At 69.5% G+C, this 22,508-nt stretch carries 20 protein-coding genes and 2 pseudogenes; 8 read left to right on the top strand and 14 right to left on the bottom strand.

Annotation, left to right across the window (positions count from 1 at the left end; translation table 11 throughout):
• Positions 1–294: 294 nt before the first annotated feature.
• On the bottom strand, positions 295–1,587 hold the full coding sequence (locus H976_RS0113820; protein ID WP_027862030.1) for an HNH endonuclease signature motif containing protein: 1,293 nt from the start codon (positions 1,585–1,587) through the stop codon (positions 295–297).
• A 288-nt stretch (positions 1,588–1,875) separates the two neighbouring features.
• Positions 1,876–2,253 (bottom strand): hypothetical protein, encoded by a 378-nt coding sequence (locus tag H976_RS0113815; RefSeq protein WP_036226367.1) that lies wholly within the window; start codon positions 2,251–2,253, stop codon positions 1,876–1,878.
• A gap of 205 nt (positions 2,254–2,458) precedes the next feature.
• Between H976_RS0113815 and H976_RS0113810 the strand changes: the two genes are divergently transcribed.
• Entirely contained in the window at positions 2,459–4,294 is a 1,836-nt protein-coding gene (locus tag H976_RS0113810; RefSeq protein ID WP_027862028.1) for a peroxidase family protein, read from the top strand.
• A gap of 59 nt (positions 4,295–4,353) precedes the next feature.
• Complete coding sequence (locus H976_RS26285) at positions 4,354–5,940, top strand: alpha/beta-hydrolase family protein (RefSeq protein ID WP_051276812.1); 1,587 nt, start codon at positions 4,354–4,356, stop codon at positions 5,938–5,940.
• A gap of 9 nt (positions 5,941–5,949) precedes the next feature.
• Here H976_RS26285 and glsA read toward each other — a convergent pair whose 3' ends face one another.
• The 6 genes from glsA to H976_RS0113775 all read right to left on the bottom strand — a co-directional run bounded on the left by glsA (position 5,950) and on the right by H976_RS0113775 (position 12,110).
• Positions 5,950–6,954 (bottom strand): glutaminase A, encoded by a 1,005-nt coding sequence (glsA, locus tag H976_RS0113800; RefSeq protein ID WP_027862027.1) that lies wholly within the window; start codon positions 6,952–6,954, stop codon positions 5,950–5,952.
• Positions 6,955–6,961: 7 nt separating this feature from the next.
• The gene (locus H976_RS0113795; RefSeq protein ID WP_027862026.1) at positions 6,962–8,005 is read right to left on the bottom strand and encodes a lysylphosphatidylglycerol synthase domain-containing protein; all 1,044 of its coding nucleotides are present in this window, start codon (positions 8,003–8,005) and stop codon (positions 6,962–6,964) included.
• Positions 8,002–8,559 carry a copper chaperone PCu(A)C gene (locus tag H976_RS0113790; protein WP_027862025.1) on the bottom strand — a complete coding sequence of 186 codons (558 nt, stop codon included), beginning with the start codon at positions 8,557–8,559 and terminating at the stop codon, positions 8,002–8,004. Before H976_RS0113790 ends, H976_RS0113795 begins: the two co-directional genes overlap by 4 nt.
• Positions 8,560–8,566: 7 nt before the next feature.
• Positions 8,567–9,817, bottom strand: a complete 1,251-nt coding sequence (arcA, locus tag H976_RS0113785; protein WP_027862024.1) for an arginine deiminase — start codon at positions 9,815–9,817, stop codon at positions 8,567–8,569.
• A 66-nt stretch (positions 9,818–9,883) separates the two neighbouring features.
• On the bottom strand, positions 9,884–10,621 hold the full coding sequence (locus H976_RS0113780) for a DUF2182 domain-containing protein (protein ID WP_027862023.1): 738 nt from the start codon (positions 10,619–10,621) through the stop codon (positions 9,884–9,886).
• Position 10,622: 1 nt separating this feature from the next.
• Positions 10,623–12,110 carry a tyrosinase family protein gene (locus H976_RS0113775; protein WP_027862022.1) on the bottom strand — a complete coding sequence of 496 codons (1,488 nt, stop codon included), beginning with the start codon at positions 12,108–12,110 and terminating at the stop codon, positions 10,623–10,625.
• Between the two features lie 139 nt (positions 12,111–12,249).
• Here H976_RS0113775 and H976_RS0113770 point away from each other — a divergent pair, with 139 nt between their 5' ends.
• Complete coding sequence (locus H976_RS0113770) at positions 12,250–12,756, top strand: hypothetical protein (RefSeq protein ID WP_027862021.1); 507 nt, start codon at positions 12,250–12,252, stop codon at positions 12,754–12,756.
• 13 nt (positions 12,757–12,769) lie between these two features.
• Here H976_RS0113770 and H976_RS0113765 read toward each other — a convergent pair whose 3' ends face one another.
• The 6 genes from H976_RS0113765 to ligD (H976_RS0113740) all read right to left on the bottom strand — a co-directional run bounded on the left by H976_RS0113765 (position 12,770) and on the right by ligD (H976_RS0113740) (position 18,446).
• The gene (locus H976_RS0113765) at positions 12,770–14,257 is read right to left on the bottom strand and encodes an FAD-dependent oxidoreductase (RefSeq protein WP_027862020.1); all 1,488 of its coding nucleotides are present in this window, start codon (positions 14,255–14,257) and stop codon (positions 12,770–12,772) included.
• A 219-nt stretch (positions 14,258–14,476) separates the two neighbouring features.
• The gene (locus H976_RS0113760) at positions 14,477–15,118 is read right to left on the bottom strand and encodes a signal peptidase I (RefSeq protein WP_027862019.1); all 642 of its coding nucleotides are present in this window, start codon (positions 15,116–15,118) and stop codon (positions 14,477–14,479) included.
• Between the two features lie 62 nt (positions 15,119–15,180).
• Entirely contained in the window at positions 15,181–15,789 is a 609-nt protein-coding gene (locus tag H976_RS0113755; protein WP_027862018.1) for a hypothetical protein, read from the bottom strand.
• Between the two features lie 107 nt (positions 15,790–15,896).
• Complete coding sequence (ligD, locus tag H976_RS0113750; RefSeq protein ID WP_027862017.1) at positions 15,897–16,814, bottom strand: non-homologous end-joining DNA ligase; 918 nt, start codon at positions 16,812–16,814, stop codon at positions 15,897–15,899.
• Between the two features lie 3 nt (positions 16,815–16,817).
• The gene (locus H976_RS0113745) at positions 16,818–17,510 is read right to left on the bottom strand and encodes a L,D-transpeptidase family protein (protein ID WP_027862016.1); all 693 of its coding nucleotides are present in this window, start codon (positions 17,508–17,510) and stop codon (positions 16,818–16,820) included.
• A gap of 6 nt (positions 17,511–17,516) precedes the next feature.
• The gene (ligD, locus tag H976_RS0113740) at positions 17,517–18,446 is read right to left on the bottom strand and encodes a non-homologous end-joining DNA ligase (protein ID WP_036226508.1); all 930 of its coding nucleotides are present in this window, start codon (positions 18,444–18,446) and stop codon (positions 17,517–17,519) included.
• Between ligD (H976_RS0113740) and H976_RS31140 the strand changes: the two are divergent.
• From H976_RS31140 to H976_RS0113720, 5 genes and pseudogenes are all read left to right on the top strand, one after another.
• A pseudogene (locus H976_RS31140) lies at positions 18,376–18,909 on the top strand (hypothetical protein); the annotation flags it as partial. The gene ligD (H976_RS0113740) and the pseudogene H976_RS31140 overlap by 71 nt on opposite strands.
• Before the next feature lie 76 nt (positions 18,910–18,985).
• Positions 18,986–19,804 (top strand): annotated as a pseudogene (locus H976_RS30915) (hypothetical protein); the annotation flags it as partial.
• The gene (locus tag H976_RS0113730) at positions 19,801–20,739 is read left to right on the top strand and encodes a bile acid:sodium symporter family protein (RefSeq protein WP_196804072.1); all 939 of its coding nucleotides are present in this window, start codon (positions 19,801–19,803) and stop codon (positions 20,737–20,739) included. The pseudogene H976_RS30915 and the gene H976_RS0113730, both read left to right, overlap by 4 nt.
• Positions 20,736–21,515, top strand: a complete 780-nt coding sequence (locus H976_RS26275; RefSeq protein WP_051276810.1) for an NAD-dependent epimerase/dehydratase family protein — start codon at positions 20,736–20,738, stop codon at positions 21,513–21,515. The genes H976_RS0113730 and H976_RS26275 overlap by 4 nt, the downstream gene beginning before the upstream one ends.
• Before the next feature lie 4 nt (positions 21,516–21,519).
• Positions 21,520–22,446, top strand: coding sequence for a Ku protein (locus H976_RS0113720; protein ID WP_027862013.1), 927 nt, complete (start codon positions 21,520–21,522; stop codon positions 22,444–22,446).
• Positions 22,447–22,508 lie beyond the last annotated feature (62 nt).

Here is a 22,508-nt window from a genome sequence, read left to right as displayed (position 1 = left end):
GAGGAGCGAGAGTCTCGAAACCACTCTGTTCTCGCGTCGTGGCGGCGGCGGGGGTGGGCGCCTGCCTGGACGTAGCTCGGTTGGTGGTGCTTCCGGGCCTGCTCGGTCTGGTCGGGGCTCCGGGTTGACGGGGTACGTGGTTGACGTCCGCGGTGGTTGCGGTGGCGTCCCGGCGCCCTCAGTCGGCGTGCCGTCGCTCGGCAACAGGTCCTGTGGTTGCGGCTGCCGGGGTGGGGTGGATTTCCGTCTGACGGCATGGGTGTGACCCCGGCTGGGGCTGGCCGGGGTGACGGATCAGTTGGTTCTTCGGGGTGGGCGGCGGCTGATGCGCGGGACTTCGTACTGGTGGCCGGTGGGGCTGGTCCAGATGTGGGTGCCGTCGTCTCGACGCTTGTAGTCCCAGGCGGTGAAGGTCTTCATCCGGTGATGGGTGCGGCACAACGGCGCAAGATTCAGCGGGTTGGTCTGACCGGGTGGGCCGCCGTCGGACATGGGGATGTAGGCGGTGATGTGGTCGAGGTCGCACGACCTGGAGTCGCGGATGCAGCCGGGGAAGACGCAGTAGGCGTCACGCAGGGTGCAGAGCTCTCGCATCGCTGATGGTGGGTCGTGCTGGTCGACCGCCTGGGTCGAGCTTCGGTCGAGGACGGGTCGGACGATGACCTTGCCGCCTGCTGCGGCATACCTGGTGAGCCATTCGGTGAGGAGCTGGTCGGTGGCGGCCCCGAGCTTCTCGATGCTGACCGCGCCGGGTTGGTCGGGGTCGAGGTGCACATAGAGGTTCACCGCACCGAGAACGCTGCCCGGGCCCGGCGCTGCGTCGCGGCCGGACATGAGGTCGAGGGCGTACTGGGGGTCGGCGAGAATCCCCACGGCGCGGGCTCGGCGGACGTCGACCGGTTCGGTGTCGCCGAGTTCGCGGAGCTCGCCGGCGATGCGTCCGACGGTCTGGTCGAACAACAATGCGTCGGGGGTGTCGAGGGTCATCACCACGTCGGTGGTGGCCGGGTTGCCGCGATGGCGCAACCACACTCCGCGTCGGGCGAGCTCTTCTTCCTCGTCGGCCACCGCCCGGTCGGGGTCGAAGTACAGCCGTGCCTCCTGGACGAGCCGGGCGGCGTCGACCAGCCCGATCTTCGAGGGCGTGGCGCTGATCAGCCGGTCTGCGAACGCGACCGCCTCTGGTGAGAGGTCGTGAGTCTCCCGGGAGATCGCCCGTGCTCGCCACACCGGCACCACCCCGCGTTGGACGAGGTCGAGGAGGCGGGGGAGTCGGTAGGTGAGCTCCAGGGCATCTGCCATCCGCTGCTTGGCCGCCTCCAGCGAGATACCCAGGGCGGCCGCGAAGGATGCCGGCGCGAACTCGTCGACCAGCGGCGCACCAGCACCAGCCAACGGCGCGGTCGGCGTCGTGGCGAAGATGCCGTGCTCGTCCTCCCAGCCGGCCGGGAACTCATCACGACAGGGGTGTATCAGCGCCCAGTGGACGGCGAACTCGACTTGTCGGAGGGCTGCTGTGTGCTCGTCGTCGCGGGCTTGGCGGACACCGTCGATCACCTCAGCAGCGGTAAGGGTGGTGGTGTCCATGGCGAAAACTCTAGACGCCGGCACCGACAGTTTCGATCAGAGATTCGAAGATGTGGAGAACTCCTCTGCCCCCTCCATCAGTGGTTTCGAGACGCTCGCTGGCGCTCCTCAACCACCGAACACCAAGCAAGCCGCGATGGACCCACTCCCAGAACCCGACCGCCGCAACCACAACACCTCAACCCCAGCGGCCGGACGGCGAACCAAGGCGCCGGGACGCCAGCGCAACCCCACGCCCACGGAAACCACGACTCTCGTTGACTCAGACCGACCGACCAGCGCCGAGTGCTACGGCGCGAGCTTGGCTACGACGGCCAGGGCGGTGTTCACCGCTGAGATGGCGACTGTCGTCCTGGCGACCTTGGGGGGTACGTCGCCGCGGAGGCCGCCGAGGAGTGCGGCGGCGGTGTCGGAGGCGTGGATGATCACGGCCTGGGTGCGGGCTCGTTGCTGGGCCGGGCCGGTGAGGGTGAGCAGGTCGAGGCCGAGTACGACAGTGCGGATGCCGAACATCCGGAAGGCGTAGTACGGCTCGGTGCTGTCGGGATCGGTGCTGGTGCGCGCCGCGAGGACGTGCGGGGCCAGCAGGCCGAGGGTGCCGTTGACGATGCGGATCGCCGCGAGGGTGCGGACCGCCGCGGTGCCGAGGGATGCGTGGTCGCTCATTCTTGGCACGCTAGGCGACCCGGGCGTACGACGGGGCGGCGGTATGGACCAAGGTCCCCACCCGTTTACACCGGCTCTCGCGCGCTCACATACTGAGATTCGTTCGTCCCGAGTCGCTCGGGCCGCGTCGGGAAGCAGACCCGCCACCGGGTATCTGTGCCTTCCGCTCGCCTCTCCTGACTCGTGTGAGACAAGGAGAGTGGCGATGACCGATCCCGGACCCACACATCCGAGCAGCGCCGACAGGCCGTTCCACCTCAACGTCCTCTGGCGGGCGTACGACGCACTCGCGACCGGCGTCGACCACAAGCTGGGCTGGGACAAGCTGCCCAAGCTGATGGGACTCTTCGACCTGGTCGGCATTCGCAACGTGCTGCGCGAGCACAACCTGCACGACACCTCCCGCCAACCCTCGGTGGGCGCGGTCGAGGCGCCCGAGTGGGACCCGGCCTTCGAGAAGCAGCGCACCGTCGACGGCAGCTGGAACGACCTCGCCAACCCGACCATGGGCATGGCCGGCACCCGCTTCGGTCGCAACGTGCCGATCGAGCACAGCTGGCCCGACACCGACCGCATGCTGGAGCCCAATCCGCGCACGATCAGCCGACGGTTGATGACCCGCGAGGAGCTGATCCCGGCCAGCGCCGGCAACGCGCTGATCGCCGCGTGGCTGCAGTTCATGATCCACGACTGGTTCCGGCACGGCACCAGCCCCACCGACGACCCGTGGGTCCTCGAGCTCGACCCCGACGACGACTGGCCCGAGCCGCCCCTGCAGGTCTTCCGGACGCCGCCCGACCCGACGTCACCGCCCAGCAGCGACCTGCCCCCGACGTACGTCAACACGAACACGCACTGGTGGGACGGGTCCCAGATCTACGGCAACAGCGGTGCGGAGCAGGACTTCCTCCGCGAGCACGAGGGCGGCCGCATGCAGCTGGTCGACGGGCTGCCACCCATCCCGGACGACCCGGCGAGCAACCCCACGCTGTTGCCCGGTTTCTGGCTCGGCCTCGGGATGATGCAGACGCTGTTCGTCCACGAGCACAACAGCATCGCCACGATGCTCGCGGGCGCCAACCCTTCCTGGGACGACGAGAAGCTGTTCCAGCGGGCGCGCGTCATCAACTGCGCCCTGCTCGCCAAGATCCACACCATCGAGTGGACCCCCGCCGTGACGGCCCACCCGACGGCGGCCGCGGGGCTGCACGCGAACTGGTACGGCCTGGCCGGTCAGAAGCTCGGCCACGTCCTCGACCGCTTCGTCCACGACGAGATCGTGACCGGCATCCCCGGCACCCACACCGACCACTACGGCGTCCCCTACGCGCTGACCGAGGAGTTCGTCGCGGTCTACCGGATGCATCCGCTGATCCCTGACAGCTTCGACTTCCGCGCCGCCGCCGACGACAGCGCGACCCTGGGGGCACGCGAGTTCGACACGCTCACCGGCCCGGCCGCCGTCGACGTGCTCAGGGCACAGCAGCTCGGAGACCTGCTCTACACCTTCGGCACCATGAACCCGGGCGTCGTCTGCCTGCACAACTACCCGCGCTACCTCCAGACCTTCACCCGACCCGACGGCCAGCTGATGGACATGGCGTCGCTCGACGTCCTGCGATGCCGCGAGCTCGGCGTCCCGCGCTACACCGCGTTCCTCCGCCAGATGCACAAGCCGGTGCCCGAGTCCTTCGCCGACCTCACCTCCAACCAGGCATGGGCCAGGGAGCTCGAGGAGGTGTACGACGGTGACCTCGACAGCGTCGACCTCCTCTCCGGGATGTATGCCGAGGACAGGCCGGAGGGTTTCGCGTTCAGCGACACCGCATTCCGTATCTTCATCCTGATGGCCTCGCGTCGCCTGAACAGCGACCGGTTCTTCACCGACAGCTTCACCGAAGAGGTCTACACGGCGGAAGGTTTGGCGTGGCTCGACGAGAACACGATGGGCTCGGTGCTGAAGCGCCACTGCCCGAGCCTGGCGCCGTACGTGGACGCGACCGACAACGCCTTCGCCCTCTGGAAGCGACCCGCTCACTAGCAAGGTGGTTCGCCACCTCGGTCCGCACCCGTTGCCGCTACACCCTGCCCGGGCTGTGGGTGGCCCTCGTCTTCGCGGCGCTCTCGTTCACACCATCGCTCCTCCCCCGTCCGGCCGCCTACCAGGGCTTCGTCGCAGGCGTCGACGCCGCGATGGGCTACGCCCTCGGAGTGGCCGGCGCCTGGGTGTGGCGGGAGTACGCCGACCGCGACGCCCGCCGCTCGAGCCACCGAGCCCGGCGAGCGTTCGCGATCACCGCACCCGTCGTCCTCCTCGTCGCGATCCTGGTCGGCCGGCACTGGCAACGCCAGAGCGCCGCCCTGATCGGCACCGACCCGGAGAGCCTCGCCGCCGCACTCCTGGTCCCGATCGTCGGCGTGCTGGTGTTCGTGGGGCTCGTCGCCCTCGCGCGTGCCCTGCGGACGGCGTACCGGAAGCTGGCGGGCTACCTCGACCGGCACATGGGCCACCGGGCAGCCCGCGTCACCGGGATCGTCGTACTCGCCGGGGCGCTGTTCCTCGGTGTGACCGGGGTGCTGTGGACGTGGGCGATCAACACCCTCGATGCCAGCCTGGCGGTGGGCGACCTCACCACGCCGAGAGACATCGGCAAGCCGACCACCAGCCTGCGCTCCGGCGGTCCCGACTCCCTGGTCTCGTGGGACTCGCTCGGTCGCCAGGGGCGGATCTTCGTCGGCGAAGGACCTGACGCCGGGGACATCACGAAGGTCACCGGGCGCCCGGCGCAGGAACCCATCCGGATCTTCACCGGCACCTCCTCGGCCGACACGCTCGAGGACCAGGCCAGGCTCGCGGTCAGGGACCTCGACCGTGCCGGCGGGTTCGACCGCCGGTCGCTGATGGTCGCCACCACGACCGGGACGGGCTGGGTCGAGCCGAGCGCGTCCAGCAGCTTCGAGTACCTCAACGACGGCGACTCAGCGATCGTGGCGATGCAGTACTCCCACCTCCCGTCGTGGATGTCCTACCTCGTCGACCACACGGCGGCCCGGGTCGCGGGACGCGACCTGTTCGACGCGGTCTACGACCACTGGTCGCGGCTGCCCGCCGACCATCGACCCAAGCTGTACGTGTTCGGCGAGAGCCTCGGCTCGTTCGGAGGCGAGAACGCCTTCAGCGGCGAGGCCGACCTGGCCAACCGCACCGACGGGGTGCTGTTCGTGGGGCCACCGAGCTTCAACCCGCTCTACCGCGAGTTCGTCGACTCCCGTGACGCCGGCAGCCCGGAGATCGAGCCGGTCTATCGCGACGGCCGGATCATCCGGTTCGCCAACCGCGCGAGCGACAACATCCCGCCCGAGGACCGGCCGTGGACCGGCACCCGGGTGCTCTACCTCCAGCAGCCGTCGGACCCGATCACCTGGTGGAGCCCCGACCTGCTGTGGCACCGGCCGGACTGGCTCACCGAGGCACGCGGGTCCGACGTCTCGGACTCGATGCGGTGGATCCCGGTCGTGACGTTCTGGCAGGTCACCGCCGACCTGGCGCTCGGCTTCTCCACCCCGCCGGGGCACGGCCACAACTTCAGCGGCGAGCACGTCGACGGCTGGAACGCGATCCTGCAACCACAGGGCTGGACCCCGGAGATGCTGGACTTGCTGCGCGCGCAGCTGCGCCGCGAGTAGACGTCGTACTCAATCGGTGGACTCGGCCACGGGGCTCGACGCCAGCAGGTCGAGCCCGAGGCCACGGGAGAGCATCTTGGTGGCCAGCTGGCCGCGGACGCTGTTGCCGGCGGCGTCCAGCGGTGGGGCGAAGGTGGCGAGCCCGCCCTTGCCCGGCGCGACGGTGATGATGCCGCCGCTGACGCCGCTCTTGGCGGGCAGGCCGACCTCGTAGAGCCAGTCGCCCGACAGCTCGTAGAGCCCCGCGGTGAGCATCAGCGCCAACGTACGACGACACGTGTCCTCGCTGACCACCCGTCGCTGCGTGATCGGGTTGACTCCCCCGTCGGCGAGGGTGGCCCCCATCAGCGCGAGGGTGGAGGCGGTGACCAGGAGCGCTCCCTGGCGGGTGTAGACGTCGGTGGTCTCGTCGGGGTCGAAGTACATCCGGCCGTGTCCCTCGAGCAGCCTGGCCATCGCCTCGTTGCGCCCGTTGGTCGCCCGCTCGGAGGCGAGAGCCTCCTCGTCGACCTCCAGCTCCCGCCCGGCCAAGCGGGACAGCCCGTCGCGCAGGAACCTCCACTTCAGCTCGGCCGTCCGCCCCGGGGCCAGGCTGGTCGTGGCGATCGCGCCGGCGTTGACCATCGGGTTGGTTAGGCCGTCCGAGGCGATCTCGACGGCCATCACCGAGTCGAAGGGCAGACCAGTGGCGTTCACCCCGATGCGTTCGCGCACCTCGCGGTGGCCGAGCGCCTCGCACACCAGCGCGAACTGGAACGGCTTGGCCACGCTCTGGATGGTGAAGGCGTGCTCGCTGTCGCCCACCCCGGCCGTACGCCCGTTCACCCCGACCGCGGCGATGCCGAAGAGGTCCGGCGAGGCGACGGCGAGCGCCGGGATGTAGTCGGCCACCGAGCCGTCGGTCACGTCCGCGTAGGACCGGTGGGCCTGGGTGATCAGCTCCACCACGGTCTCCGGCCCGGGCATGGTGCCGGTCGACACCTGGGCCGTCGACTCGGGGGTGGGCTCGTGCACGGGCAGATCATGTGGGGACATGGGACGTTGCCTTCTCTCCATCGGTACGACGCCACAGCGCGATCGACACCAGCCCGAACAGCATCGGCACGCCCAGGGTGATCACGCGGTAGACCACCAGGCCACCGACGATGTCGGGCTCCAGCGGCAACCCCGCGATCTCCACGAAGGCGGCCAACAGCGTGGCGTCGAGGATCCCCACGCCGGCCAGAGGGAAGAGGGTGAGCGGGTAGGCCACCAGGAAGATGCCGACGACGGCGAGGGTCGGCAGCTCGTCGGTCCCGACGCCGACGCAGCGCAGGCTGATCGCCAGCAAGAGTCCGTCCACGACGACCATCACGACCAGCAGCACCAACGAGAGCGGAAGTCCTCGGCGAGTGCGGTGCAGCACGTGGGACCGGAAGTCGACGGCCTGGGCCGCCCATGCCTCCGGGTCCACCGAGTGCTTCAGCCGACGGACCAACCTCCCGCCGGTGGTCCCGACCCAGATGGCGGTCTGCTCCCGCAGCACCACGGCCCGGAGCACGACGAGCAGGGTGATCGCGATGATGGCGCCCACGCAGGCGGTCCAGGTGTAGAGCGCGTGGTACGGCGCGCTCGAGGCCAGCACGAGCACCACTCCCACGGCCGGCACCGTGAAACGCGTCGCGTAGAAGGTGAGGATGTTCATCAGGGCGCCCGCCAGCCCGCTGGAGATGGGGATCCCCCACGAGTCGAACATCGCCAGCCGCAGCACCATGTCGGCCGGCGGGGGCGCGATGGTCGAGGTGAGGGTGGCGGCCTGGTCGTTCTGCACCGCGCGACGCAGGCCCAGTCCTTCGATGAACAGCGCCAGCGGAGTCGCGTTGAGCACCTGTCGCACCGCGAGCACGGCCAGCAGGATCGGGAACTGCCACAACGAGACCGCACCGATGGCATCGCGTACGGCGCTCCAGTCGATGCGCCCGACGAGGCCCACGATGATGTAGGCGCAGGCGAGGGAGAGGGCCAGCAGACCGAGCGGGCGCAGCCAGCGTCGCGCCCGGGACCTCGTCTCGACCGGACCGGTCACCCCGTGCTGTCCGACGCGGGCAACGGCGCGACCACCGGGTGGTCGACGCCGGACACGAAGACCCGGACGGTCACGGAGCCGGCGTACTGGAAGCGGAAGGTCACCGGCACGAACGAGCGCTTGCCGATGTCGCGCTTGAGGTCCACCAGCTCGAGGTGCGGTCCCGTGGCGTGCTGCATGGGTACGACGCCGCCCACGTCCACGTGGACGTCGATGCTCTTCTCCGGCGCCTCGGCACCGTCGCGCAGCACCACAGATCGTGCGTCGACCGACGAGACCGCGACAAGGGTGTCCGCGGTGCCGCTGTTCGCGATCGTCAACCACAGCGCACTGTTGGTACCTGCAGCGTGCGCCTCGTCGGGGCGCTGGATGCGCATCGCGAGCAGTCGGATGCTCCCGATCTGGGTGCTGACGCTGTCGCGGCGTACGGGCGCGTTGATGCGTTTGTCCCGCACGTCCGACTGGCTGGGCACGTCGCTGCCACACCCTGACAGTGCGGCACCGACGACCAGGAGCAGCGTCGCTGCGAAGGTCGAGGTCCGGGTCCCCAGCACGGCGACCTCAGAACTGGACGGGGTCGCGGACGATCGGACAGGTCATGCAGTGCCCCCCGCCACGCCCGCGCCCGAGCTCGGCACCGACGATGGTGATCACCTCGACCCCCGCCTTGCGGAGCAACGAGTTGGTGTGGGTGTTGCGGTCGTAGGCCACCACCACCCCCGGCTCGAGGGCCACGAGGTTGTTGCCGCTGTCCCACTGCTGCCGCTCGTTGGCGTAGATGTCGCCACCGGTCTCGATCACCCGCAGCTCGGGGAGGTCGAGCGCGTCCGCGACGACGTCGACGAAGGAGTCCTTCTCCTCCACCACCTCCACGCCGGGGTCGCGGTCGCTGGGTCGGATGGAGAACGGCTGGATCCCGTCGACGATGTCACGGTAAGCGGTGGCCACGTCGCGGTCGGCGAAGGTGAACACCGTGTCGAGGTGCATCGCCGCGCGCAGCTTGGGCATCCCGGCCGCGATCACCCGCTCGGCCGCACCCTGCGCGAAGAGCGCGGCGGCGACCTGGCTGATCGCCTGTCGTGAGGTGCGCTCGCTCATCCCGATGAGGACGACCCCGTTGCCGACCGGCATCACGTCCCCGCCCTCGAAGGTGGCCAGGCCCCAGTCCTTCTCCGGATCGCCCCACCACACGGTCGAGCCGACGAACTCCGGGTGGAAGGTGTAGATCGCCTTGTAGAGCAGGGTCTCGTCCTGCCGGGCCGGCCAGTAGAGCGGGTTGAAGGTGACCCCGCCGTACAGCCAGCAGGTGGTGTCGCGGGTGTAGAGCGTGTTCGGCAGGGGCGGCATCAGGTAGTCACGGACGCCGGCGTCGAGGCGGGTGAGGCTGAGGTAGCTGGTGCGGTACTCCTCGGGCAGGTCGTGGGCCGACAAGCCGCCGATCAGGTAGCGGGCCAGCTCACGCGAGTCGAGGGACTCCAGGTACGCCCGGGTCTCCTTGACGAGGCCGAGCCCGACCTCGTTGGCGATGATCTTGCGGTCCAGCAACCACGCCTTGGCCTCGGGGAGCTCGACGGTCTCGGCCAGCAGGTTGTGCAGCTCGAGCACCTCCACGCCCCGCTCGCGCATCTTCGACATGAAGTCGAAGTGGTCGCGCTGGGCGTTCTGCACCCACATCACGTCGTCGAAGAGCAGGTCGTCGCAGTTGGTCGGGGTCAGCCGGCTGTGGGCCAGGCCCGGCGCGCAGACCACGACCTTGCGGAGGCGGCCCACCTCGGAGTGCACGCCGTGGGTGGCAGCAGCGGTTTCGCTCATGTCGTGCTCCTTACCGAGCGGTTCCTCGACGCTAGGCAGGGGCCACCCGGCCGTAAATCCCCCAGATCAGGTGAGAGCGACCACGAGGGCGGCGGCGGCGAACCCTGCCAGCACCCAGGCTTCGAGCGGCCGGCCGCCGCGACGCTGTGGGTTGGCGCCGCGCGTCCGCTCGGTCAGGAGTACGACGGTCAGGCCCACCATCAGGACCAGGCTCTGGCTCAGGGCCATCGCGATCATCGCCGGCCAGCACTCCTGCAGGCAGCGCACGCCCGATCGCACCCCGAGGCGAGCACAGTCGAGATCGCCGGCCAGGCCGGAGGGAGCACCGAGCTTGAGCGCCTCGCACCGGCGTACCAGCCGTCGTCGCGGAGCAGAGGTCTGCCAGGCTGCCGCCAGGAGCAGCGACACGACCAGCAGGTCGCTCGCGCCGTCATCCAGGCCGGCGCCGATGACGATGGTGACGAGCCCGGCGCCGACCGCGGCCCACAGCGCGACGTACCCCACGACGAACCACCCCGCCGAGCGCTGGCGGCGTGACCAGAGGCTGCGCTGGGCTACGGCCCGGACCTGCCGAGCGGCCACCGGCAGCATCATCGCGCCCACCATCAGCAGCCAGTGGGACCAGCGCTCCGTCCACGAGAGCGTGTGCGCGACCATCGGCATCGACATCGCGAGGCTCATCGCCAGCAACGCCACCCAGGCGGCGGCCGCGACGGCGTACAGCCACCACTCGGGGTGCCAGGCGAGGTGACGACGAACGGAACGGCGTGCGAGGCGCGGGCGCTCGCCCGCCAGGGTCGTCATCTCACTCGACCATCAGCGCGACGCGACGGGCACGCAGGTCAGGCTCGGGGCCGGCCGGTGTCCCGGCGTCGTCAGTGGGCGAGCCCGGGACCTCGGTGCTGAAGCGCACCTCGACCCGGGTGTCGTCCCACCGTCCGGCCTCGGTGAGCCGGTCGCGGAGATCGGTGATGTCGAAGACCGCGGTCAGCCCCTCGGCATCGTGCTGGTCGTCGGTGCGGGAGGTCTCCGCGAGACCGAAGGTGGCGAACGAGCCGGCGCGCAGGGCGGGGAAGTCGTGCGGGTCGGCCCCCGCGGGCACGTTCAGGTAGACGCCGTAGAGCGGCGCTGCCCGCGTCCCGGTCACGCCCTCGATGCGCAGGTGCACGCGTTCGGGGCCGGCGGTCAGGTCACGCTCCACCGCGCCCCGCCCCATCGGGACCTCGACCGCAGCGTTGCTGGTCAGCGACACGTCGTCGGCGGCGCCGAGGACCTGAGGTGGCATGGCTTCCTCCCTGCCCGAGCCTGCGGCCAGGACACGTTCCCGTTCGGCCGGCACGCCGCCGGGTGGAGCGATCGCCGACGGCGGGTCGTAGCTCTCGTAGACGTACCCGAGTCCCGACTCGGTGTCGAGCACCTCGGCGACCGACCAGGTGACGGTGGCGCCCTCAGGGGCGGGGAAGGTGAACGTGGTGTCGAGGAAAGCCTGGTCGTCGGTCGGGTTGGTGTGGCTGTCGTCCTCGCGCAGCCAGACGTCCCAGAGTCGGTCGATGTTGGAGTGGTGGCACCAGAAGATCGGGTCGAGGCCGGCGGTGTAGAACGATCCCATCCATCCCTCGAAGACCGGATGTCCGTTGGCGTCGTAGTCGTTGCCCACCAGCGAGTGCACCAGACCGTGCGGGACGTTCTCGAGCAGCCCGCGCTCGCCACCGTCGAAGCTCAGGTCGGCTCGCTCGCCGCCGCCGAACGTCGACGATCCGCTCGCCGTCGTGTAGCGCTGCGCCAGCAACGACTGCTCCAATGCCCGCCCCAGCGCGTCGGGGTCGATGTCGCCGGAGAACGGCCGGCCCGCCTTGGCGTGCTGCGACCGCATCTCGGTCTGCAGGTTGTTGTCGTCCAGCGTCCGGTCGAGGAAGGCGGGCGGCAGCACCGCCTTGCGGACGTCGTCGGGGTCGATGGCGTACCAGTACGGCAGCGACCACTCGTCGTCCTCGAGGTGGAACTGGATGACCCGTTCGAAGGCCGCGAGGTACATCCGGTGCCACGGCAGGAAGAACCAGCTGCCGTGCTGGCAGTTGCACCAGAACGGGTTGCTGGTGTCCGCACTGCCGTTGCCGTCCTCGCGGCCGTGGATGGCCGCCTGGAACTGCCAGCCCACGGGATCGGTCGGCGGCCCGTCCGGAGGATCGAGGCCACGCATGGTGCCGATCGCCCGCTCGTACGCCGAGAGCACCTCCGGCCAGTCACCCTCTGCGTCGGTCGCCGTCCAGACATCCACCCGCGTCCGCGTCATCCCAGCCTCCCGTCACGCCCGCGACATCCCACGCGTCTCATCCTGCTCGCTGGTGGAGGAGCCCGGTAGACGACGATTTGGTGAGGAAACCCGGCAAACGCGGCGGACGTCAGGGTTTCTCGACCCCTACGCTGACCTCGTGCCCACCTCGACGATCCGGACCCGGGCAGCCCACTGGGTGGCCGGCGCCGACCCGAGCGGCTTGCTCTACGGCGCCATCGTCACCGCCGCTGTGCTGGCCGCGGTCAGCGCCCACGACGACGACTCCAAGCGGGTCGTCCTGACCACGGCGGTGTTCCTGATCGTCTACTGGATGGCCCACGTCTACATCGCCACCCTGTCAACCCAGTTCGAGGGAGACACCCGGGCCTTCCTGCCCCGGCTCCTGGTGGCCTCACGTCACGAGACCGGCGTGCTCAAGGGCGGGGTCCCGGCGCTGGTGATCTACCTCGTCGCCTACGTCCTCGGCAGGGACGTTTCGGACGCAGCCGCCGTCGCGGTGTACTCCTCGGTCGTGCTGCTGATGGTCTTCGGCTACCTCGGCGCCCACCGGGCCGGCCTCCGGGGACGGGCCATGGCCGGCGAGGTGGCCGGAGCAGCCTGCTTCGGCGTCCTCATCGTGATCGGCAAGTCGCTGCTGCACTGACCGATCGGCTCGGTCAGGTGAGCGCGATGACCTCGCGGGCGGCGCGTTGGCCGGCGCGGACGGCACCGTCCATGTAGCCGGTCCAGTAGGTCGAGGTCTCGGTGCCGGCCCAGTGGGTGCGCAGGTGGGGCTTGCGCAGCTCCCGGCCCCAGGTGGTCAGGGTGCCGGGTGCCATGATCGCGACCGGGGCTCCCTTGGTCCACCGCTCCTTGGTCCAGTCGTGCTCGACGTACTCGATCGGGTGCAGGGCCTTCTCGCCGAACATCTCCGCGAAGCCCTGGAGCACAGCCGAGCGACGAGCCGCCAGCGTGGTCAGGCCGTACTGCTTCCAGGTCGAGCCGCCCACGAACGCGAGCAGCACGCCCGGCTTGGCGTCGGCCGGGGAGTTGTCGAAGGCGGCCCGCACCGCGCCGTGGTCGCTCAGGCCGAAGCCGTTGAGCCCGTCGGCACGCCAGAACGGCTCGTCGTACACCGCGTCGCACTTCATCAGATCGCCCATGTTCATGTGGTTGAGCAGCGCCCGGTGCGCTGCCGGCAGGTCGGGACCCCACTGGATGGCGCGGGACAGCTCGGGCGGCACGGCCATGATGACGCGCTTGCAGGTGACGGCTCCGCGACTGGTGCGTACGACGGCGTGCGTGCTGTTCTGGTCGATCCGGGTGACCGGAGCGTTCAGCGCGACCCGGGAGCCGAGCTGGCTCGCCAGCCGCAGCGGGATCAGCTGCGAGCCACCGATGAAGCGTCGCTCCTGGGCGCCGTCGGCGGTGTTGGAGTTGCGCTCGAAGGTGCCCTTGTTGGTCTCGTTGCCCGAGCACGCGACGTAGTGGATGACGAACAGCAGTGAGAGCTGGTCGGGGTCGGCCCCGAATCCGGGCTGGGTCCAGCAGTTGATGAGGTTGCCGATGCCGCTGGGGTTGACGGTGTTCTTGCGGATGTAGTCGCCCAACGTCTGGGAGTCCCACTCCTTGGCGCGCGGATGGGCCCAGGGAGCGTCCACGTCGATCTCGGAGGCCCACTGGTCGAGCTGGTACTGCAGGACGGCGGCGTCAGGAAGGATCAGCGGGTCGGGCGGGACGGTGCCGTCGTACTCCTGCCGACCGAGCAGTCCCGAGGAGTTGTAGACCGACTTGCCGTCGACGTACTCCTCGAACATCGGCACCTTCAGCTCGTTGGCCAGCGCGATGATGTGGTCCTGGGTCGGCCCGACGAAGGCGCCGCCGGACTCGATCGTGTCGCCGGTCCCGAGGCGGTGGTTGAGCACCCGGCCGCCGACGCGGTCGCGGGCCTCGACCACGAGCACCGAACGGCCGGTGCGGGCCACCTGCCGGGCGGCCACCAGGCCGGAGATGCCGCCGCCCACCACGACGACGTCGACGTTCGCGGGCAGCGCGCCACTGGTGGTGGCTGCCTCAGCGGCTCCGTCGAGGACGCCCACGGTGAGGGCGCCGACCCCGACGGCAGCAGCGCCGCCGATCAGGGTGCGTCGGGTCATTGCGGTCATGGGTGGGCTCCTCGCCGAGCCACGACTCCACGGTGGCTCTGCGCACCTCAACGAGCGAACCCGCGATCGGCAACGCTTCCCGCGAGTGGTGTCCGCAACCCGGACGAGACGTTTACCCGGCGCCGGGCCGGGCAACCTTCTCCATGGTGAACGTCCGGGGGGTTCACCATCGTCCGCCGTGTCTCGGGAGCGGCGGACGCTCTGTGTCCGGACCTGTGTCTAGGCCGAGGGACCCCGCGGTGTCGGTATCCGCTTTCCTTCGACCGGGGTGCCGTCCGGCGCCACCGGAGCACGGTCCGGCTGCGTGTCGGGGACGACTACGTCCGCCGCGGTGGGCGCCGGCTGACGCTGCCGAGGCACCCGGAGACGCGAGGCGCGGGGACTGCTCTCCGACGCATCGGCGGACTCGGCAGCCGGGAAGCACATGCCCCAGGCGAGCCAGACCATCAGCACGATCATCATCAGGCTGAGCACGCCGGTCCACTGCGAGAAGTAGACGAGCACGTAGCCACCGTTGTTGATGTGCCCGACCACCTCGCCGATGACGTTGCTCGGCTTGGCCACGAACACGTCGGGCTCGGAGTTGGCGTCACCCTTGGTGCGGATCCCGCCGTGCAGACCGACCGAGAACACCCGGTGGGTCACACGCGGGTTGGTCGCGTCCTGCGGACGCTCGATTGTGACCACGTCGCCGCGGTGGTAGGGCGGCGACGGAGGTTCATCGATGAGCAGGCTGCCGACGGGCAGCCCCGGGGTCATCGACCCCGTCTTCACCGCGTAGACGCGGTAGCCCTCGTGCCACGCCACCGCACCAGTGGCGATGATCGTGCCGAGCACGACGACTACGACTCCCCAGGCCACTCCCTTCAGCCAGGGAGTCCTGCGGGAGTGAGGGGCCCGAGCCCCCCACACCGCGCTCGACATCAGGACGGGTCGATGCCGTGCTGGGTCGCGACGAGCTTGTAGTCCAGGCCGAGGACCGGAAGACCCTGGTTGCTCTTGAACTTCTCCGACGGCTTGAACGAGAAGGAGAAGACGCCGTGCTGGTCAGGCTGCACGTTGTCGGCGAGCTTGATCTTCTCGGGCAGCGGGTTGCAGGCGGGGTTGCCGGCTCCGGGCGGGCAGCTGCTCGCGTTGTCGTTGAGGTTGGCCGAGCCGAACTTCTCCACGCCGTTGCTGGCGATGTGGACCTCGCCGTAGGTGCCGAGCGAGTTGAGCCCGGTCTGGGCGTCGTGGGAACCGAGCTGCGACGGGTTGGTGAAGACCAGCCAGACGTCCTCGTTGTTCGCACCAGTGCTGCGGTACTCGACGGTCTTGCTCTGAGCCTCGCCCGGCAGCATCTTCTGGAACACGACGTCGAGGCCGCCGACGCCCTCGATCTTGATCGTGCCCATGGTGCCGGTGATGTGGGCCTGGTCGGTGGTGCCCTGGAAGTAGGCACCGGTACCGGACACCGCAGCGCCGATCAGCGCCGCCGACGCGCCCAGCGCGCCGATGAAGGCCGCTACGCGAGCGGTCTTGGACTTGTTCATGGATTGCTCCCCCTGAAAAGGCGCGCTCGGCCGAGTGCCGAGTGCTGCGAGGCACACCTTCTCCGAGGAGCGACCGGGGCGGCATCGTCAGAATTGATGAAAGCGCGTCACCCGTCGATGGTGAACAGGTCGCCGTCGTCCTCCACGCGCTCGAGGACCTCCTCGAAGCGGAGGTGCTCCAGGGCGAGCGGGTCGTCGGCGCCGGCCTCGACCTCGGCCCAGGTCCGAGGTGCGGCGACCATCGGCAGCTCCCGTCCGCGCAGGGAGTACGGCGAGATCGTGGTCTTCGCGCCGGTGTTCTGCGACCAGTCGAGGAACACCTTGCCGCTGCGCCGCGACTTGGTCATCTGCGAGAGCACCAGCTTGGGATGCTCGGTCTGGAGCTCCTCGGCGATCCCCTTGGCGTAGTCGCGCACCTCTTCGTAGGTGCGCTTGCGGTCGAGTCCGGCGTACAGGTGCAGCCCCTTGGAGCCGCTGGTCACCGGGACGCACTCGAGCCCGTCCTGCTCCAGCCGGTCCTTGACCAGGAGCGCCACCTGGGCGCACTCCCCCAGCCCGGCCGGTTCACCGGGGTCGAGGTCGATCACCAGCCGGTTGGGGTTGCGCGGCTTGCCGGCCCGGCTGACCGTCCACTGGTGCACGTGCAGCTCGAGGGAGGCGAGGTTGACCAGCCAGGTCAGCGAGGCGAGGGAGTCGACCACCGGGAAGGTGAGCTCGCCCTCCTCGCCCGACTGGGTGCGTGATCCCGTCGTCGGCACGGTCACGGTGCGCACCCACGACGGGGTGCCGCCCGGCACGTTCTTCTCGAAGAAGGACTGCTCGCTGGTGCCGTTGGGCCACCGGATCCGGGTCACCGCCCGGTCGGCGAGGTGCGGGAGCATCACTTGAGCGACGCGCGCGTAGTAGTTGAGCACCTCGCCCTTGGTCGTGCCGGTGCGCGGGTACATGACCTTCTCGAGGTTGACCAGCGTGAGGTGCCGGCCGTCGACCTCGACCGGTGTCTCCGTGCGCGACTCCTTCGGCACCTCTCAGCGGCCGATCGCGATCACCGGCACCCGCGCCGGGTCGAGGCGGACCATCGCCGAGCGCAGGAACGCCCGCGGTGCCGAGACGCACCCTGCGGTGGCACCGCGCCCGTTGACGTGCAGGAAGATGCCGGCGCCGCGGTGGCGGACCTGCTCGCGGTTGAAGGCGGTGTTCACGGCGTACTCGTACTGGGTCGGGAAGTCCGCCAACCGCTCGGAGGTGTTCTCGCCTGACTTCAGCCACCAGCGGAAGCCGCCCTGGGACTTGTTGCGGTAGCGGTTGTAGTACGCCGACTGGTTGTCCTCGACCCAGTAGTCCCCGGGACGGATCTTCCGGTAGGCCAGGTCCCAGCCCGAGGCGCGCGGGTGGGTGCCGAAGGAACCGAGCAGCCGGTAGCTGCCGAGCGGGGTGGTGCCGGTGCCCTGCTGGCGCTTCGTGCCGACCACCAGCCCGCCGAAGCCGATCCGCCCGTTGCTTGACCGCAGCACCGCCTGCCAGCCCGCCGAGGTCTTGCGCCAGAACGTCACCCGCGCGTGCCACGACCGGGTGCGGTTGACCGTGATCACCTGGGAGGTGCCGGGTTGCAGCGCCACGGTGACGCCGTCGAGCTGCACGGTCGCCGCCGACGCGCTGGGTGCAGGACCCAGCGTCAGGGCGAGCAGCAGGCAGAGGGCCAGCGCGAGGATGCGGGTCACGTCAGGTCACTCCAGGTCCGAGGGGCTGAGGTCCGTGCGGACGCCACGGTACGCCGGTTGGCGCAGGCGTCCGTCGGTCGTGAGCCGCAGGTACTGGACGTCGACGACGAGCAGCGGATCGACCCAGACCGTGCCGTCACGGTCGAGCCGGGGCAGCTCGGCGTCGAACGGCGAACGCTCCACGACGTGCGGGAGGAGCAGCTCGGCCAGCATCCGGCCGGCCTTCCCCGCGATGCCGCTGCCGACACGGCCGCGGAAGGACAGTCCGGTGGCCGTCGGCTGCCCGACCAGGACGGCTCCCAGCCGCTGGTCGGAGCCCACCTCGTGTCGGTAGCCGCCGACGACGAAGGACCCCGTCGGGCGGATCGGGAACTTCAGCCACTCGCGGCTGCGCACGCCGGGCCGGTAGCGGGAGGACAGTCGCTTGCTGACGATCCCCTCGAGGCCCTGCTGTTCCGCAGCGTCGAGCAGCATCTGCCCGTCGTCGTACGTCGGAGGGACCTGCCAGGCGCCCATCCGATCAGGCACCGTGTCGAGGCCGAGGCCGAGCAGCAGCTCGCGACGCTCCGAGAGCGGTCGCTCGCACAGGTCCTCCCCGTCGAGCCGGAGCAGGTCGAAGGCGATCAGGGTGACCGGGTTGCGCTCGGCCAGCCGCAGCGCGCGGCCCGCGTCGCGCACGTGCATGCGGTCCTGCAGCGCGCCGAAGGTCGGGATCCCCTCCCCGAGGGCGACCACCTCTCCGTCGAGCAGGAAGTCGTCCCCGACGGTTGCGAGGGCGTGCAGCTCGGGGAAGGAGACGGTCACGTCGTTCTCGTTGCGCGACCAGATCCGCAGCCCGTTCGTCGCACGGTCGACCAGCACGCGCATGCCGTCCCACTTCACCTCGTGGGTCCACTCCGCCCCGGTGGGCACGTGGTCCCCCTTGGTCGCGAGCATCGGCAGCACGGGGACATCTTGGCAGGAGCACACCCCGGAAAACGGATACGGCAGACTTCGGCGGGTGGACGCAACCGCCGGGCCGTACGCCGTCATCGGGGCTGGGCCCTCCGGGTTGGCCGGGGCGCGCAACCTGCAACGGTTCGGGATCCCGTGGACCGGTTTCGAGCTGGGCGACGACGTCGGCGGGCTGTGGAACATCGGGGGTCCGCGCAGCGCGGTGTACGAGTCGGCACACCTGATCTCCTCTCGTACGACGACCCAGTTCACCGAGTTCCCGATGGGGGGCGACGTGGCCGACTACCCGAGCCATCGGGAGCTGCTCGCCTACTTCACCGACTTCGCCGACCACTTCGGGCTGCGCGACGGGTACAGCTTCGGCACCGAGGTCACCCGGATCGAGCCGGTCGACGGGGCCTGGCAGGTGACCGCCAACGGCGAGACGACCCGGCACGCCGGCGTCCTCATCGCCAACGGCACCCTGAGCGAGCCGAACGTGCCGACGTTCCCCGGTCACTTCGACGGCACGGTGCCGGCACACGAGCGAGTACAAGAGCGCGACCGTCTTCGCAGGCAAGCGGGTGCTGGTGATCGGCGCCGGCAACTCCGGCTGCGACATCGCCGTCGACGCCGTGCACCACGCGGCTTCGGTGGACCTGAGCGTCCGCCGCGGCTACCACTTCGTGCCGAAGTACCTCTTCGGCAAGCCGGCCGACACCCTCAACCAGGGCAGGCCGCTGCCGCCGCGGATCAAGCAGGCGGTCGACAGCCGGGTGCTGCGGATGTTCACCGGCGACCCGACGCGGTTCGGCTTCCCGGAGCCCGACCACAGGATCTACGAGTCGCATCCCATCGTGAACTCGCTGGTCCTGCACCACCTCGGCCACGGCGACATCCACGTGCGCAAGGACGTCGACCGCTTCGACGGCACCGGCGTGTGTTTCGTCGACGGGAGCCGCAGCGACTACGACCTGGTCGTGCTCGCGACCGGCTACCGGCTCCACTACCCGTTCGTCGAGCCAGCGCTGCTCGACTGGACCGGGATGGCACCCGACCTCTACCTCAACGTGTTCAGCCGTCGTGACCCGAACCTCTTCGTGCTCGGCATGATCGAGGCGTCCGGCATCGGCTGGCAGGGCCGCTACGAGCAGGCGGAGCTGGTGGCCAGCGTGATCAAGGCTCGTGAGGTCGCACCGGCACAGGCCGCGGCGTTCGACGAGCACCTGCACGGTCCCCCTCCGGACCTGTCGGGCGGCTACCACTACCTCGGCCTCGAGCGGATGGCCTACTACGTGAACAAGGACGCCTACCGGAGCGCCGTACGCACCGAGATCGAGGCCCTGGGGGTGCAGCCGTGACGGCGCTGCTCATCCCCCTGGCCGCCGACGTGGACGACATCAAGATCGTCTTCAGCGAGTCCTCCCTGACCACGTTGAGGATCGTCATCGGCCTGATCCTGTTCGGGATCGCGCTCGACACCGATCTCGAGGACTTCAAGCGGGCCGCCCGACGGCCGGTCACGATCGCCATCGGAGTGGCGGCGCAGTTCGTGCTGCTGCCCGCGATCACGCTCCTGCTGACGCTGCTGCTCGACGTGCGCGGCTCGGTGGCGCTCGGGATGATCCTGGTGGCCTGCTGCCCGCCGGGGAACGTGTCCAACATCCTCACCCACCGCGCGGGTGGCGACGTGGCCCTCTCGGTGTCGATGACCGCCGTCTCCAACTTGCTCACGATCGTGCTGATGCCGATCAACATGGCGTTCTGGGGCGGCCTCAGCCCCACCGGCAGCAAGCTGCTCGAGTCCATCGACCTGAAGCCCTCCGAGATGCTGGTCGAGGTCCTGTTGGTGATCGGGGTGCCGTTCGCCGCGGGCCTGACGATCAGGCGGTTCGCGCCACGGCTCGCGGCCGCGGCGCACCGGGTCGTCGGGCCGGTCGCCTTCGTCGGGCTGACTCTGGTCATCGTGCTCGGGCTGGCGAAGAACTGGGACGTCTTCGTGCACTACATCGGCATCGTCGTCGTCGCGGTGTTCCTGCACGACGCCCTGGCCCTGCTGCTCGGGTACTCCATCGGGCGGGCCACCCGGTTGCCACCGGCGAGCGTGAAGGCGATGACCTTCGAGGTCGGCGTCCGCAACGCGGGGCTGGGGCTGCTGCTGGTGTTCACCTACTTCGACGGCCTCGGTGGGATGGCGCTGGTGGCCGCCTGGTGGGGCATCTACGACATCATCGCCGGACTGGTCGTCGCGACCGTGTGGCGTCGTACGACGCAGAGGGAGCCGGTTGCCGCATGAGAGTCCTGGTCACCGGCGGGAGCGGCTTCCTCGGCACCTCCGTCGTCGCGGGTCTGGTCGAGGCCGGCCACGAGGTCATCAGCGCCGACCTGCGAGCGCCGGAGGCCCACGCCGCCGTGGCCGCCCACCACGTGCTGATGGACGTCCGCGACCCGGGCCGCGTCAACGAGGTGGTGCACGAATGGCGTCCCGAGGTCGTGGTCCACCTCGCCTCGATCGTGACGCCCGGCAAGGACTCCAACCGTGCCCTCGAGCGCGCGGTCGACGTCGACGGGACGAGCTATGTCCTCGACGCCTGCCTCATCCACGGGGTACGCCGGATCGTGGTCTCCTCCAGCGGAGCGGCCTACGGCTACCACCGCGACAACCCGCAGTGGATCACCGAGGACCAGCCCGTGCGCGGCAACGAGGAGTTCGCGTACGCCGACCACAAGCGCCTCATCGAGGAGATGCTGGCCGACCTGCGGGAGTCGCGTCCCGACCTCGAGCAGGTGGTCCTGCGCATCGGCACGATCCTCGGGGAACGGGTCGACAACCAGATCACGGCGCTCTTCCAGCGACCCCGGCTGCTGAAGTGCTGCGCCGTGGCCTCGCGGTCGGCAAGCTGCTCGGCCTCACGGCGTACGGACCCGAGCAGACGAAGTTCCTGCAGTTCCGCCCCGTGCTCGACAACACCCGGCTCAAGGAGGTCTTCGGCTACGTGCCGTCGTACACCAGTGCTGAGGCGTTCGAGGCATGGCGGCTGGCGCATCACTTGTGACAACAGGCATCCTTGATCACATGCGCGCAATCTGGAAAGGTGCCGTCTCCTTCGGCCTGGTCAGCGTCCCGGTGAAGCTGTACTCCGCGACGGAGAGCAAGGACATCTCCTTCCGGCAGGTCCACGCCAAGGACGGTGGCCGGATCAAGTACCAGCGGGTCTGCAGCATCGACGGCGAAGAGGTGGAGTACGCCGACATCGCCAAGGGCTACGAGACCGAGGACGGCGAGATGGTCATCCTCACCGACGAGGACATGTCCAGCCTGCCCTCCGAGAGCAGTCGCGAGATCAGCGTCGAGAAGTTCGTGCCGAGCGAGCAGATCGACCCGATGCTGTTCGAGAAGAGCTACTACCTCGAGCCCGAGAAGACCGGGGCCAAGCCCTACGCACTGCTCCGCGAGGCCCTGGAGGCCGCCGACCGGATGGCGCTCGTCACGGTCTCGCTGCGCAACCGGATGTCGCTCGCCGTGCTGCGCGTGCGCGACGACGTGATCGTGATGCAGACGATGATGTGGCCGGACGAGATCCGCAAGCCCGACTTCGGGTCGGTCGACACGAGTGAGGCCAAGCCGGCCGAAGTCAAGATGGCGACCATGCTCGTGGACACCCTCGCCGGCGACTTCGACGCCGACGAGTACGAGGACGACTACCGCGAGGCCGTCGAGGAGCTGGTGAAGGCCAAGGTCGAGGGCGGCGAGGTCAAGCGCACCCCCGAGGCGAAGAAGTCCTCCGGCGAGGTCGTGGACCTGCTCGCCGCGTTGCAGCGCAGCGTCGACGCCGCCAAGTCCGCCCGGGGCGAAAAGGTCGAATCCGACGATTCAGAAAAGGCGGAGAAATCCACTAAATCGCCCGCAAAGAAATCGTCGGCCCGCAAGTCGAAGACGACCAAGAAAAGCGCGGCAAAGAAGAGCGCGACCAAGAAAGCTGCGGACAAGAAGGCCAGCTGAGCTTGGTGGTTCCCGGTCGCTGACTAGACCGGGCACCCCAAAACTGATGAATTCCGATGCCT

This window comes from Marmoricola sp. URHB0036 (genome assembly GCF_000426045.1).
Classification (GTDB): Bacteria; Actinomycetota; Actinomycetes; order Propionibacteriales; family Nocardioidaceae; genus Marmoricola.
This window is presented reverse-complemented; position numbering and strand designations above follow the sequence as displayed.

Coding starts and splice junctions, on each gene's coding strand:
- H976_RS0113820 (WP_027862030.1), bottom strand. CDS start 1,587: ATGGACACCACCACCCTTACCGCTGCTGAGGTGATCGACGGTGTCCGC.
- H976_RS0113815 (WP_036226367.1), bottom strand. CDS start 2,253: ATGAGCGACCACGCATCCCTCGGCACCGCGGCGGTCCGCACCCTCGCG.
- H976_RS0113810 (WP_027862028.1), top strand. CDS start 2,459: ATGACCGATCCCGGACCCACACATCCGAGCAGCGCCGACAGGCCGTTC.
- arcA (WP_027862024.1), bottom strand. CDS start 9,817: ATGAGCGAAACCGCTGCTGCCACCCACGGCGTGCACTCCGAGGTGGGC.
- H976_RS0113780 (WP_027862023.1), bottom strand. CDS start 10,621: ATGACGACCCTGGCGGGCGAGCGCCCGCGCCTCGCACGCCGTTCCGTT.
- H976_RS0113775 (WP_027862022.1), bottom strand. CDS start 12,110: ATGACGCGGACGCGGGTGGATGTCTGGACGGCGACCGACGCAGAGGGT.
- H976_RS0113765 (WP_027862020.1), bottom strand. CDS start 14,257: ATGACCGCAATGACCCGACGCACCCTGATCGGCGGCGCTGCTGCCGTC.
- H976_RS0113755 (WP_027862018.1), bottom strand. CDS start 15,789: ATGAACAAGTCCAAGACCGCTCGCGTAGCGGCCTTCATCGGCGCGCTG.
- ligD (WP_036226508.1), bottom strand. CDS start 18,446: ATGCTCGCGACCAAGGGGGACCACGTGCCCACCGGGGCGGAGTGGACC.
- H976_RS26275 (WP_051276810.1), top strand. CDS start 20,736: ATGAGAGTCCTGGTCACCGGCGGGAGCGGCTTCCTCGGCACCTCCGTC.
- H976_RS0113720 (WP_027862013.1), top strand. CDS start 21,520: ATGCGCGCAATCTGGAAAGGTGCCGTCTCCTTCGGCCTGGTCAGCGTC.